The sequence below is a fragment of the Vibrio sp. 10N.261.54.A5 genome (assembly GCF_041471145.1).
Classification (GTDB): domain Bacteria; phylum Pseudomonadota; class Gammaproteobacteria; order Enterobacterales; family Vibrionaceae; genus Vibrio; species Vibrio crassostreae_C.
Map to the genome: position 1 here is coordinate 14,770 of NZ_JBFRNU010000033.1, position 14,715 is coordinate 29,484.

Here is a 14,715-nt window from a genome sequence, read left to right on the forward strand (position 1 = left end):
CAGGTAACTGTTTGCTAATAAGCGGTTTACTAATAAACTGTTTGCTACAACGAAAGGTCATCAGTGGTAGAGAATATCTGCCACTGATTTTTTGTTTCTGGTTCATCGAATTTTCGATAAGCTAGAGCAGCTTCAAGTTCAGTTTCACCGTCAGACATCTAAAAGTGCCAAAAAACACTGGCACTGTATATTTATACAGGTATCGTATGAATCGCTATATTTTCCAACTTAACATCTCATATCAGCAGTTTTTGGCCAGCTATTCTGGCGCCGCAAGTAAAGTTCAAGTGATAACAACAACAGGTTTACGCTTACAGTTACCTGCAACTCGGTTCAGACCATTTCTTACACAAATAGGGGTTAGAGGGCAGTTTAGGCTGACAACTGACCAAAAAAATAAGTTTATTAAGTTAGAAGCTCTGTAAACCTTGGCGTGCCTAGTGAGTTAAAAGGAATCTTAATCACATAATCAAACATTTCACCTCTTACTACCTCCAAAACAATTAACTATTTTTCAATAATGCTTTTACAATAAATGAATGCATTACCTTTGCTTAACTCGTTAGTAGAAAAGAGCTCAACGGCACGTTTCAAACACCAGATTAAGTGATCCCCCTAATAATAAAATATAATTCTAATTGTGGAGTGTGACTATGACCGCACGTGAAACTGTGGTTCCAGTTTTACTTGAAAAAGTTTACAAGCTGATTCAAGACAAACTTGACCTTGCTCATCGACCTCTCGTAACTCAACTTGCTCAACACTTGTTTAGTAACGTTTCTCACGACGATCTGACTCAGAGAAACGAATCCGATTTATACGGTGCTGTAGTTAGCTTATGGCATCACATCAATGAAAAGAAAGCCGACGAAATCTCTGTACGCGTTTTCAACCCGACGGTAAGTCGTCAAGGTTGGCAGTCTACTCATACTATCGTTGAGATAGTCGTTCCAGACAGCCCATTCCTTGTTGATTCCGTAAAAATGGCACTTACTCGCCTAGACCTTTCTTCTCACCTTATGCTTCATAACCCAACACAAATCTCTCGCTCAGATAAGGGCAGTGTTGTCGGTGTAAGCAATAACGAAGGTGCATTCCAATCGCTTTTCCATATTGAGGTTGACCGTCTTAGCAGTAAAGCTGAAATGACAGCTCTTAAAACGGAGCTACTGGATATCTTTACCGATACTAGCTTAGTTGTGAACGATTGGTTGAAGATGGTAGAACGACTTGAAGAAGTAACCAATCAAGTAGAAAAGCAGAAAGAGAGCATTCCTGTAGATGGCCAACGTTTTGATGAAACGTTGGCGTTTCTTCGTTGGTTAGGTGAACACAACTTTACATTCATGGGTTATAAGGAATATGACCTAGTTTCAGTTAACGGCGACACTGAACTGCAACCGACCAAGGAGCAAGGTCTTGGTTTGTTTGCGAACTCAGATCGTGTACGTAACGTTAAGCTATCTGAGTTTTCTGATTCGGCACGTCTTGAAGCGAAAAAGCCTTATGTGCTTATCGTAACCAAGGGCAACACGGCTTCACGCATTCACCGCCCAGCTTACAACGATTACATTGGTATTAAGAAGTTCGATAAGAACGGTAAGGTCATTGGTGAGCACCGCTTTACTGGTCTTTACACATCTGCCGTTTATAACCAAACCGTTGAAACGATTCCTCTTGTTCGCGAGAAAGTAGAACGTATTTTGGATGCGAGTGGTTACCGTGAAGGTTCATACTCTTACAAAGCGCTGCACAACATTCTTGAAAACTACCCACGTGATGAACTGCTGCAAGCTCGAGAAGAAGAGTTATTAGAAGTTGGTACGGGCGTAGTACAAATGCAAGATCGCGATCTCCTGCGTTTGTTTGTTCGCAAAGACCCGTTTGGTCGTTTCTTTAGCTGCATGGTTTACGTAACAAAAGATCGTTACAACACTGAGCTTCGTCGCCAAACACAGCGCATCTTGAAACAGTACTTTGGTTGTGAAGAAGAGGTTGAATTTACAACGTACTTCTCTGAAAGCCCGCTAGCAAGAACGCACTATATTGTTCGTGTTGATAACAACAACATGGATGTGGACGTGAAAACAATTGAGCAAAATTTAATGGAAGTATCGTCTACGTGGGATGACCGTCTGTCTGAATCTATCATTGCAAACTTCGGTGAAAGCAAAGGTCTTCCATTGTCGAAAGAGTACATGCGTGCATTCCCACGTTCGTACAAAGAAGACATGATGCCAGGTTCTGCAGTTGCGGATATTGAACGTTTAGAAGCACTAAGTGAAGACAACAAATTGGGTATGCTTTTCTACCGTCCTCAAGAAGAAGCGGCAGATTCAAAAGCCGTTCGTTTGAAGTTGTTCTACCACAGCGATGAGCCAATTCACCTTTCTGATGTTATGCCAATGCTTGAAAACTTTGGCCTACGCGTTATTGGTGAATCACCTTATGAAGTGCGTAAAACTAATGGTGTGACCTATTGGATCCTTGATTTCTCGATGTTGCACAAGAGCGATAAGACTATCGATCTTCGCGAAGCGCGCGATCTTTTCCAACAAGCGTTCGCAGCAATTTGGGCGGGTGAGTTAGACAGCGATGGTTTCAACCGTTTGGTACTTGGCGCTGGTCTTTCTGGCCGTGAAATCTCAATTTTACGTGCTTATGCTCGTTACATGCGTCAAGTGGGTTTCCCATTCAGCCAACAATACATTGAAGACACATTGTCTCATTACCCAGAGTTAGCAAAAGGGCTAGTGAGCTTATTCGGCAAGCGTTTCGATCCTAAACTGAAGGGCAGCGTGAAAGGCCAACAAGATCTTATTAAGAAGATCACTGAACAGTTGGATCATGTAGAAAGCTTGGATGATGATCGTATCATTCGTCGCTACATGGAAATGATCACTGCAACGCTTCGTACTAACTACTACCAAGTAGACGAGAATAAGCAGTCTAAACCTTGGTTGGCTCTGAAAATGAGACCAAGCGAGATTCCAGATATCCCTGCGCCGGTTCCTGCGTTTGAGATCTTCGTTTACGCACCAGACATTGAAGGTGTGCATTTACGTGGCGGTAAAGTAGCACGCGGTGGTTTACGTTGGTCAGACCGTCAAGAGGACTTCCGTACTGAGATTCTAGGCCTAGTTAAAGCGCAACAAGTTAAGAACACGGTTATCGTACCGGTTGGTGCTAAAGGTGGTTTCGTTTGTAAGCGTCAACACATGATGTCTGGCCGAGACGAGATCTTTGCTGAAGGTCAACGTTGTTACAAGCGCTTCATCCGTGCATTGCTAGACGTTTCAGACAACATCATTGAAGGTGAGGTTATCCCACCTAAGAGCGTTGTTCGTCACGATGAAGATGACCCATACTTGGTTGTTGCAGCCGATAAAGGCACCGCGACATTCTCAGATCTAGCGAACTCAGTAGCTGAAGAGTACAACTTCTGGCTAGGTGATGCGTTTGCATCGGGTGGCTCTAACGGTTACGACCACAAAGCCATGGGTATCACGGCGAAAGGTGGCTGGGAATCGGTTAAACGTCACTTCCGCGAAATGGGTATTAACTGTCAAAGCACAGACTTCACTGCCATTGGTGTGGGTGATATGGCGGGTGACGTATTTGGTAACGGTATGCTGCTATCTAAGCACATTCGCTTGCAAGCTGCGTTTAACCACATGCACATCTTCATTGACCCGAATCCAGAATCAGCATCAAGCTGGGTAGAGCGTGACCGTCTGTTTAATCTGCCTCGTTCAAGTTGGGAAGATTACAATAAAGACCTGATTTCTCAAGGTGGTGGCATCTTCTCTCGCCGAGCGAAGTCTATCTCTTTGACACCTGAAATTCAGAAAATGCTGGGTACCAAGAAAGCATCAATGGCACCAAACGACTTGATCAAAGCGATCTTGTCTATGAAAGTTGATCTACTTTGGAACGGCGGTATTGGTACTTACGTTAAGTCTTCTAGTGAGACTCATACCGATGTGGGTGACCGTGCAAATGACGTGCTACGTATCGATGGCCGTGACCTGAAAGCTAAGGTTGTTGGTGAAGGCGGTAACTTGGGTATGACTCAATTGGGTCGTATTGAATACGCTCTAACGGGCGGTCGAGTTAATACTGACTTTGTCGATAACGTTGGTGGTGTAGATTGCTCGGATAACGAAGTTAACATTAAGATCTTCTTGAATGGCTTGGTGTCTAATGGTGATCTTACCGTTAAGCAACGTAACCAAGTTCTTGAATCTATGGAAGATGAAGTAGGTGAAATCGTACTAGACGACGCTTACTGCCAAGCTGAGTCTATCTCTGTTACTGAGCATCAAGGTGTAGGCTTAGTGAAAGAGCAAATCCGCTTTATCCACACAATGGAAAAAGCCGGGTACTTAGACCGTGGTTTGGAATACATCCCAGATGACGAAACGCTGCTAGAACGTGAGAAGCAGGGCCAAGCACTAACAAGACCAGAGCTATCAGTATTGATCGCTTACGGTAAAATGGTTCTAAAAGAAGATCTTGTGAGTGATGACATTGCGAATGATGAGTTCCATGCTCAACAACTGATGCAATACTTCCCAACAGAGTTACGCCGTAACTACTCTCAGCACATGGATAACCATCCACTTCGTGCAGAGATCATTGCGACTGCGCTTGCTAACCAAATGGTTAACGAGATGGGCTGTAACTTCGTGACTCGCTTGCAAGAAGAGACGGGCGCGAACATTGTTGATATTGCGAATGCTTACGCGGCATCACGTGAAATCTACGGCCTGGGTAAGGTATTGAAGAGCATCCGTGAACTGGACAACATCTCAAGTTCTGAAGCTCAATACGAATTGCTTTACCATGTACGTCGTACGCTTCGTCGTCTAGCACGCTGGTTGCTAAGAAACCGTACCGGTAAACAGTCAGTGAATGCATTGATTGAGCTTTACCAAGGTGATGTCGTCGCAATTACTGAGAAGCTGGATGAAAACCTAGTGGCTTCAGAAGTAGAAGAGCATCAAGCAATGGCTCAAGTATGGATTGACCAAGGTGTAAACGCTGAGCTGGCTAATTCAGTGGCTCGTTTGTCTAGCCTGTACTCAGCACTGGATATATCTACAGTGGCTCGTGAAACAGGTAAAACAGTACAGCAAGCGTCTAAGCTTTACTTCAACTTAGGCGACCGTTTGTCACTGCACTGGTTCTTGAAGCAAATCAATGGCCAAGCTATAGACAACAACTGGCAAGCACTGGCGCGTGCAGCATTCAGAGAAGATCTGGATTGGCAGCAACGCCAGTTAACTGGTCAAGTACTTAACTGTGGTTGTGCTTCAGATATCGATGTGATTAAAGCGCTTGATGACTGGATGGAAAGTAACTCTGTTTCTCTACATCGTTGGGAAAGCATCCTAAACGAATTCAAAGTAGGTTCTGTTCATGAGTTTGCTAAGTTCTCAGTAGCACTGCGTGAATTGATGCTGTTGAATCTAAACTGCATGTCAAAAGACTAGTTACTAGATAAGACGAAAAAGTATAAGGGCAGGCCAAAAGGTCTGCCTTTTTCGTTTCGGTAAAGTGGAAACAATAGGCCTAACGACTTTTGAAGAACAAACTTCGACGCAAACGTTGTTTGTTGTTAAGTGACCTGATGGCTGTACTAAGGTTGAGATTAGAAATGGCTTAATAACTTGAAGAAACGATAACGTTTGCTTAATAATGAACCTCATTCGTTAGCAAACTTGATTATCTTACCCTTACAGACAGTAATAGATTGAATAGTTGGGTAAATAAGTAAATAATAGCGCCCCGTTTACACGGGGCTTTTTTCTATCGGAGGCACAATGCTTTACCGTCTAGCCAGAACTGGCTTTTTCCAACTTGATGCCGAAAAGGCACATGATCTTGCAATTCAAAATTTCAAGCGCTTCACAGGCACACCTATTGATCTTTTGTATCGCCAACAATTACCTCACCGACCTGTAGAGTGCATGGGTCTTACTTTTAAAAACCCAGTTGGCCTTGCTGCTGGCCTAGATAAAAACGGCGAATGTATTGATGCATTTGGCGCAATGGGTTTTGGTTTCGTAGAAGTAGGAACAGTGACTCCGCGTCCGCAAGCGGGTAACGACAAACCTCGTTTATTCCGTCTTGTTGAAGCTGAAGGTATCATCAACCGCATGGGTTTTAACAACCTAGGCGTCGACAACCTTGTTGAGAATGTTAAGAAGTCGAACTACGATGGCATCTTAGGCATTAACATTGGTAAGAATAAAGACACACCAATTGAAAAGGGCGCTGAAGATTACTTGATCTGTATGGAGAAGGTATATCAATACGCTGGTTACATTGCTGTGAACATCTCTTCACCAAACACTCCAGGACTTCGTTCTCTACAATACGGCGAAGCTCTAGACGATCTATTGTCTGAACTTAAAACGAAACAATCTGAACTGGAAGAGAAGCATGGTAAATATGTTCCTCTTGCTCTTAAGATTGCTCCGGATCTAAGCGACGACGAAATTCGCCAAATTTGTGAATCATTGATCAAAAATAAGATCGATGGTGTGATCGCAACAAACACAACATTGGATCGTTCAATCGTTGAAGGTATGAAACATTGTGATGAAGCGGGTGGCCTAAGTGGACGTCCTGTTCAATCTCGTAGTACTGAAGTAGTTCGTAAACTTCACGAAGAGCTGGGTGACAAACTGCCGATCATTGGAGTAGGTGGTGTTGACTCGTATGTTGCTGCAAAAGAGAAAATGATGGCGGGCGCGAAGCTTGTACAGGTTTACTCTGGTTTCATCTACAAAGGCCCAGGCCTAGTTGGCGACATCGTTAAAAATCTATAAGCTGAAAATTGCTTTTATTTTTGAAAAGCGACAATCTGGCATCGTCTTACTAAAAGAGACACTGTAACTCACTGAGTTGTAGAGAAAAGCGATAAGAAAGAGGAATTCATTTCCTCTTTTTTTTTGCCTATTGCTCAGTAAAATTACTGTAATTGAAGGTAATTTTGCGTTTTACCTAATGGAATGGTTCAACAGTGTGAGACGAAATGATGCTTAAACCTAGCGATACATGGAGTTGGTATTACGATGAGCAGCAATGTTCATTAATGCTAAACCTCGGAGAGGATATGATTTTCAAAACGAATCTGGTCCGAAATAAGCTGGTGGACTGCGCGTTTAGAGATAATGAATTCACCGTTGATGACGCATCTTCATACCAAACCTTCAAAGAACAAATTTCTGGCTTAGAACTGTCTGAGCCTCGCCAAGCTGAACTCGCGCTTTATTGCGTGGCAGCAAAGCGCTTCCACAAGCCTGTACAGCCTAAGAGTTGGTTCTTCGACTCACAGGGCGCTGGCCACGAATACCCTCAAGAAGGGGATATCGTACAAATGAATAACGAGCATAGCTTAGGGTATTTCATTGTATTAGAAGTGGGAGAGTGTGCGAGCCTATGTGCATTTGTCGACCTAGAAGAGTTTCTGCTTACACCTTCAAAAGGGTTACGCTTTGGCGACTCGATTAAGGTCATGCACGATAGAATGGTAGACGCGAACGCTATTCTTCATCAAACGCACATTGCGATGGTCGGTTAGCCTTCAATCTAGTCCATCATTTCTCAAACACATCGCAACGCATCAACCTGTCAAATCTTCCCCAAAATCGGCTCATTAGCCGATTTTTTTGTGCCTAAAAAACCTCATCCTGATAAATACATCACTGCTTAACCATTTAAATAGTGAACTTACGACTATTTTTTCGCCTTAATTTCAGCCTGTTTTCATCGCTAGAAGTGTAATTTGTCCATCTTTATTCCCTGTTTTTGGTCTTTTGTAGCTAAATTTCACCCATAAATCTCCTTTGGTATATACCAATTTAAAGGTGAATATAAATTCACATTGCTGTTTTGGTTAACAAATGGTCAGAAATGGAGTTGGTTCGATAGGTCTTGTGTTCTAAGGGGATGTGGGTAAGCGATCGCTTCAAGACTGTGCATTTGCTAGCCAGTTAGTCGAAAGATTCAATGAAAAGACGCGTTTAGTGTGATGCTCTAGTTACAAATTCAGGTATAATCGAGCTCATTTTTATCAATAAAAGAACACTATGAATCAATATCTAGCGGTTACCTCAAACGGCCTTGAGAATTTATTAGTTGAAGAACTAACCCAACTAGGGATTACAAACGCAAAACCTGTTCAAGCAGGTGTTAAATTCAAAGCGACCAATGAGCAAATTTATCGTTGTTGTTTGTGGAGCCGTTTGGCTTCTCGATTTGTACGTGTCCTTTCTGAATTCACTTGTATGGACGACATGGATTTGTACCTATCAACCACTGCGGTTAACTGGGTAAATCAATTCCATAGCTCTAAGCGTTTTGTTGTTGACTTCAATGGTACGAACAACGAAATCCGTAATAGCCAATACGGTGCGATGAAAGTAAAAGATGCGGTTGTTGATTGCTTCGAGAAGAAGTCTTTGCCTCGTCCTTCTATCAGCAAAGAGAACCCAGATGTTCGTATTCACGTTCGTCTACACCGTGATAAAGCGATTCTTGGTGTTGATATGGTGGGTAGCGGTCTTCACCAACGTGGCTACCGTCCAGAATCAGGTCGTGCTCCGCTGCGTGAAACACTAGCTGCTGCAATCCTTCTTCGTAGTGGTTGGGATGCAACGAAACCTTTCTTAGATCCTATGTGTGGTTCAGGTACGTTAGTGATTGAAGCTGCAATGATGGCTGCAAACCTAGCACCGGGTGTTAAACGTCAGAAGTGGTGTTTTGAATCACTAGAAGATTTCGAGCCTGAGCTTTGGGCTGAAGTTAAAGCAGAAGCGAACGTCCAAGGCCGTCGTGGCGTTAAGAAAGTAGAATGTAAGTTCTATGGCTATGACAATGACGAACGCATGATCAAAACAGCGCGTGACAATGCTCGTCGTGCTGGTGTTGAAGAGTTGATTGAATTCGAAGTAGGTGATGCTGCAAAACTTAAGCGTCCTACCGAGTTTACTGATGGTGTGATTGTTTCTAACCCACCTTATGGTGAGCGTTTAGGTACAGAGCCGGGTCTTATTGCTCTTTACACAGCATTTGGCGCGCAGCTTAAAGCTGAATTTGGCGGTTGTAACGCGTCTATCTTCTCTAGTTCAGACGAACTACTGAGCTGCTTACGCATGCGTGCAGACAAACAGTTCAAATTGAATAACGGTGCGTTACCGTGTCACCAAAAGAACTACTCAATTTCAGATCGTCCGATGTCAGAACGTCCAACGGGCGAGCAAGAACAGTTAATTGCTCCTGACTTCGCAAACCGTCTTAAAAAGAACATCGGTAAAATTGGCAAGTGGGCTAAGAAAGAGCAATTAGATTGTTACCGTATCTACGATGCGGACTTACCAGAATACAATGTAGCGATTGATGTATACCCAGGTCATCTTGTGATTCAAGAATACGCAGCGCCTAAAGATGTACCGGAAGAGAAGGCTAAACGTCGCTTAACCGATATCATCCGTGCTTCTATTCAAGTAACAGGCGTAGAAGCAAACAACGTTGTGCTTAAAGTTCGTCAGAAACAGAAAGGCCGTTCTCAATACCAGAAATTGGCTCAAGACTCATCGAACTTAGAAGTGAACGAGTATGGCGTTAAGCTGATTGTTAATCTTCATGATTACCTAGATACCGGTTTGTTCCTAGATCATAAGATCACTCGTCGTCGTATCGGTGAGATGGCCGCAGGTAAGGATTTCCTAAACTTGTTTGCTTATACAGGAAGTGCATCTGTTCATGCTGCTGTGGGTGGTGCTCGTTCTACAACTACTGTTGATATGTCTAATACCTACCTAGAGTGGGCGAAAGAGAACATGGAGCTTAACGGTCGTGTTGGTCGTCAACATCAGTTTGTTCAAGCTGACTGTCTACAATGGCTAGCTAAAGAGCAGGGTTCTTATGATCTGATCTTTATCGATCCACCTACGTTCTCTAACTCAAAGCGTATGGATCAATCTTTCGATGTTCAACGTGATCACATTCAGCTGATGGAAAACCTTAAACGTCTTCTTCGTGAAGAAGGCACGATTGTGTTCTCTAACAACAAGCGTCACTTCAAAATGGACTTGGAAGCTCTAGATGAGTTAGGTCTTAAGGCTCAGAATATCTCAGCGAAGACACTTCCATTGGACTTCTCTCGCAATAAGCACATTCATAACTGCTGGTTGATTACACATAAGTAGTTAAGAGATCGTATAAGGATATATAGTGCTGACTCTCTACAGTACAGAAGGGTGCCATCTATGTGAGATGGCATTCCAACTCACGGAACAGTTAAACATTAGCCATCACGTCAACGTTGTTGACATTGCATTTGATGATGAGCTCTTTTCCCGTTACGGGGTCACTATTCCGGTGCTCAAATTTGAAAGCTCTGACCTTTCTCAAAGCTCAGAGCTTAACTGGCCATTTGGCTTGTTAGAACTTAATGATTGGTTAAAGAAGAATGGCATTACTTACAATTCATAATGGGCAATTAGCGTTTGGCGATCACCCATTATTAGATCGTGCGGACTTCGTGCTGCAAGAAAACGAACGTGTATGTTTAGTAGGGCGCAATGGCGCTGGTAAGTCGACATTGATGAAAATCCTATCTGGAAACATCATCATGGACGACGGTAAGATGCAAATCACGCAAGATGTGGTTGTGTCTCGTCTAGAACAAGATCCACCGCGTAATGAACAAGGTACAGTTTATGACTATGTTGCTGGTGGCCTTGCTGAAATCGGCGAACAGCTGAAGATCTATCATGATCTTCTGGATCTCATCGCGATAGACCCAAGTGAAAAGAATCTAAACCGCCTTACTCGCGTTCAAGAACAACTGGATCATGCTAATGCATGGCGTTTTGAAGATCGTGTAAGTAACGTATTGGCAGCACTTAAGCTGACTGCTGAAACCAAACTGACAGATTTGTCTGGTGGTTGGCAACGTAAAGCGGCACTTGCTCGTGCGCTTGTATGTGACCCTGACGTGCTTCTACTCGACGAACCGACTAACCACTTGGATGTTGCAACCATTGAATGGTTAGAGGGCTTCCTGAAAGACTTCCGCGGTTCAATCATCTTTATCTCGCATGACCGTGCGTTCATTAAATCGATGGCAACACGTATTGTCGATCTTGATCGCGGTAAATTGAGCTCTTTCCCGGGTGATTACGAAAACTATCTTGTTGAGAAAGAAGAAGCGCTTCGTGTAGAAGAAATGCAAAACGCTGAATTCGATAAGAAGCTTGCTCAAGAGGAAGTTTGGATTCGTCAAGGCATTAAAGCTCGTCGTACTCGTAACGAAGGCCGTGTGCGTGCGCTTAAGAAGCTACGTGAAGAGCGTTTAAACCGTCGAGAAGTGCAGGGCAAAGCCGTTATCCAAATCGACGATGGCCAGCGTTCAGGCAAGATTGTATTTGAAGCTGAAAACATTAACTTTGGCTTTGAAGGCAAAGAAATTGTTAAGGACTTCAGCTTCAACATCATGCGTGGCGATCGTATCGCTCTGATTGGTCCTAACGGTTGTGGTAAGAGTACGGTACTTAAGCTGCTTCTTGACCAGCTTAAGCCTGATTCAGGTCGTTTGCATTGTGGTACTAAGCTTGAAGTCGCTTACTTTGACCAATACCGCGAAATTCTAGACCCTGAGAAGTCTGTAATTGATAACCTCGCGGATGGTAAGCAAGAAGTGACCGTAGGTGGCCGTGAGCGTCATGCTCTAAGCTACTTACAAGATTTCTTATTCTCTCCAAAACGTGCTCGCACTCCTGTTAAAGCACTATCTGGTGGTGAGAAAAACCGTCTGTTATTGGCGCGTATTTTCCTTAAGTCGAACAACTTGTTGATTCTCGATGAGCCAACCAACGATCTAGATATCGAAACTTTGGAACTTTTAGAAGATTTGCTTGCCAACTATCAGGGTACGCTGCTTTTAGTGAGTCACGATCGTCAGTTTGTTGATAACACAGTGATGACAAGTTGGATCTTTGAGGGTAATGGCGTTATTGAAGAATTTGTTGGTGGTTACCACGATGCTCAGCAGCAAAGAAAGCAAGCATTAGAGTACCGACAGGTTGAAAAGCCATCAAAGCCTGAGAAAGTAGTTGAGGAAACTCCCAAAACTGCGCCAGTTAAGGCTAAACCTAAGAAGTTATCGTATAAGCTACAACGAGAACTAGAAGCGCTACCAATGCGTTTGGAAGAATTGGAAACTCAAATTGAAACTCTTCAGGAAGAAGTCAACGATCCAAGCTTCTTTTCAAAATCTGTAGAGCAGACACAACCAGTATTAGATAAGCTATCTGCAGCAGAGCAGGAGCTTGAAGTTGCTTTTGAGCGCTGGGAAGAGCTCGAGGCACTACAACAGGAAAGTTAAGAAGTAATAATGACTTGTACTAAATTCAAATTAACAACTGTTGCAGCCCTAGTTTTGGCTGCAACTAATGCCAACGCTGCGCTTTACAAGGTAGTTGAAGTAACGCCTTCAATTACTGGTGCGTCAGAGATATTTGGTGTCGCGATTCAGCCTGGTGTTGCAAAGGATGCTGGTGGTGTAGTACTTGCGAAAGGGTGTTTTGCGTCAAATGCGGAAAATTGTGGTGACAGCTCATTTAAACTCGCCGGCGAAACACGCGATACTGTTGAAGCTGTTAGCTATCGTGAAGAAGTACCATTCGCGATGGACGCTCCGTTTCAATATATTCAAGAGTTTGATGATTTTGAAAACTACTGCTATCGAGAGCTAAGATATTCTACATGTGAAAGCTGGGCTCAAAATCGTTGGAATGATACTTGGAATAAGGAAAGAAACGACCTTACTCATGTCAATGCGAAAGCCTTTGTTGAAGGTGGCGAAACCTTTGATAGCCGCAATACGGTAATTAACTCGCTTTATATAAACGATGCCGATGAAGTTGAGCCTTTGGGGGTTAAATCTGAAGGTGGTATTCGTAATAACGCGATGTTCACAACTACACCAAATGGGCCAACAGGCACTTCGGAAACTCGTGCATGGCACGCTATCAAAGCAAGTAACGACAAAGTTTACAATGTAGGTAGTGTATCTACGGAAGGAGCTAAAACGGATACGTCAGATACAACGTTTAGTTCAAAGGCGGCTATTTGGGATGGCACAATAACGAAAGAGATCGACTGGATTAGATCTGGTAACGCTAAACAGGGCGATTATTTTGCCCAAGGCAGCATGCGTTCAATTGTTGAATCGGACTCTCTTTTTTATGGTGTAGGCTATAATACTGCTGATGGAAACGGCGATCTACAAGATATGAATGCAAGTGTCTTTGTGAGTACTTCACTCGATCTCGCTACGGCAACGTGGACAACTACACAAATTAGCGGTGCAGAGGTTAAGTCTGGTTCATCTAACGATGATGCTAGATACAGTAACTCAGTAGCAACCGATATTAACGACAACTTGTTTGCAGTTGGATATTCAAAACGTAACGGTTATGTTCCTGAAAATGGTAGTGCCGGTAATAAGCCTTTTATTGTAACGGATGCTAAAAACCCAACAGCAACGTATTTGTCTGGCGGTATCTTCTTCAGTGGCTCAAGCGGTGAAGCTAAAGCGGTAAATAATTACAATGAACTTGTTGGCCAGATCGATGCGGAAACGACGCGTGAAGTCGATGGCAGCGAAAGAAGACACAGAGGCTTTATTTACCCTTACGATCTCCCGTCTTCAACTGATGAACGCCGTGTTGATATTTTTGGTGGTAAAGCATGGTGGTTAGATGACTTAACAAATGATGGTGATGCGTCTAGTCACAATAACCAATTTAGAATCATTGATGCGACGGATATCAATGATGCTGGCGTGATTTCAGCAACGGCTATCAAATGTACAGTCGACGGTAATGATAAGCCTTATGACACAACATCACACAACTCATACTGTGGTGGTGCCTCATCTAACGCAGTCGAAAAGGTTGTAGCTGTTAAGCTTATCCCAATCAAGGGAGCAAGGTATGACACTGGCTCTGACATTGATAGCGTAGTAACTCGTAGCACCGACACCGAGAAAGTTGAGCGCCAAGGTGGTAGCCTAGGTTGGTTAACTTTGACTGTGCTTGGTCTATTAGGGTTCCGCAGAAAATTTAAATAATTTTATCTCCTGAGCCCGAGTTCACAATTCTGAACTCGGGCTTTTTTTCGCCTTGAGAAAAGTGAAAATTTGACCGATTCTTAAAGTTGGAGTCACAAAAACTCCGTAAAGTTGTAATCATTGTATGTTAGTAAATGGAACACCCGTATGAGGACTGCACTATGAAGAGACAAAAGCGTGATCGACTAGAACGAGCACAATCTCAAGGCTACAAGGCTGGTTTAAATGGACGGTCGCAAGAAGCTTGCCCATATAGCCAAATGGATTCTCGGTCTTATTGGTTAGGTGGATGGCGTGACGCCAAAGATGACAAGCAATCAGGTCTCTATAAGTAGATAGGGCGTAAAGAATTCAAGGTCAGGGCTCCATTGTCTGTTGATTACAACGGCTGGAGCCTTGTTAGTTTCAGAACAACACAAAGACTCCCAGAGCTATGTAGCATTCTAGTTTCGCTATCATAAGCGTATCGCTGGTGGATTTATCCTGTTTCAAGCTTAATACGGGATACTTTAATGCACTATAACTAAATTTATTGGAACGAAAATAAAGCAGCCATGGGCTGCTTT

General features: G+C 43.3%; 9 protein-coding genes. All 9 read left to right on the forward strand.

Translation table 11 applies throughout. The features are described from left to right. The first annotated feature begins 206 nt into the window (after positions 1-206). The 9 genes from AB4329_RS10330 to rmf all read left to right on the forward strand — a co-directional run bounded on the left by AB4329_RS10330 (position 207) and on the right by rmf (position 14,484). Positions 207-425 (forward strand): DUF2835 domain-containing protein, encoded by a 219-nt coding sequence (locus AB4329_RS10330; protein WP_004733645.1) that lies wholly within the window; start codon positions 207-209, stop codon positions 423-425. 228 nt (positions 426-653) lie between these two features. Continuing rightward, positions 654-5,495 carry an NAD-glutamate dehydrogenase gene (locus tag AB4329_RS10335; RefSeq protein WP_017063846.1) on the forward strand — a complete coding sequence of 1,614 codons (4,842 nt, stop codon included), beginning with the start codon at positions 654-656 and terminating at the stop codon, positions 5,493-5,495. Positions 5,496-5,825: 330 nt separating this feature from the next. Continuing rightward, on the forward strand, positions 5,826-6,836 hold the full coding sequence (gene pyrD / locus AB4329_RS10340; protein ID WP_017063847.1) for a quinone-dependent dihydroorotate dehydrogenase: 1,011 nt from the start codon (positions 5,826-5,828) through the stop codon (positions 6,834-6,836). A gap of 206 nt (positions 6,837-7,042) precedes the next feature. Next, positions 7,043-7,591 (forward strand): cell division protein ZapC, encoded by a 549-nt coding sequence (locus AB4329_RS10345; RefSeq protein ID WP_055318434.1) that lies wholly within the window; start codon positions 7,043-7,045, stop codon positions 7,589-7,591. 508 nt (positions 7,592-8,099) lie between these two features. Further along, the gene (gene rlmKL / locus AB4329_RS10350) at positions 8,100-10,220 is read left to right on the forward strand and encodes a bifunctional 23S rRNA (guanine(2069)-N(7))-methyltransferase RlmK/23S rRNA (guanine(2445)-N(2))-methyltransferase RlmL (protein ID WP_372138239.1); all 2,121 of its coding nucleotides are present in this window, start codon (positions 8,100-8,102) and stop codon (positions 10,218-10,220) included. 25 nt (positions 10,221-10,245) lie between these two features. After that, positions 10,246-10,506, forward strand: coding sequence for a glutaredoxin family protein (locus AB4329_RS10355; protein WP_019823251.1), 261 nt, complete (start codon positions 10,246-10,248; stop codon positions 10,504-10,506). Beyond that, a complete protein-coding gene (locus AB4329_RS10360) occupies positions 10,484-12,400 on the forward strand; it encodes an ABC transporter ATP-binding protein (RefSeq protein WP_372138240.1) in 1,917 nt (638 codons plus the stop codon). Before AB4329_RS10355 ends, AB4329_RS10360 begins: the two co-directional genes overlap by 23 nt. A gap of 9 nt (positions 12,401-12,409) precedes the next feature. After that, positions 12,410-14,149, forward strand: a complete 1,740-nt coding sequence (locus AB4329_RS10365; RefSeq protein WP_372138241.1) for a DUF3466 family protein — start codon at positions 12,410-12,412, stop codon at positions 14,147-14,149. A gap of 161 nt (positions 14,150-14,310) precedes the next feature. Next, on the forward strand, positions 14,311-14,484 hold the full coding sequence (gene rmf / locus AB4329_RS10370) for a ribosome modulation factor (protein ID WP_017059676.1): 174 nt from the start codon (positions 14,311-14,313) through the stop codon (positions 14,482-14,484). Positions 14,485-14,715: the final 231 nt, after the last annotated feature.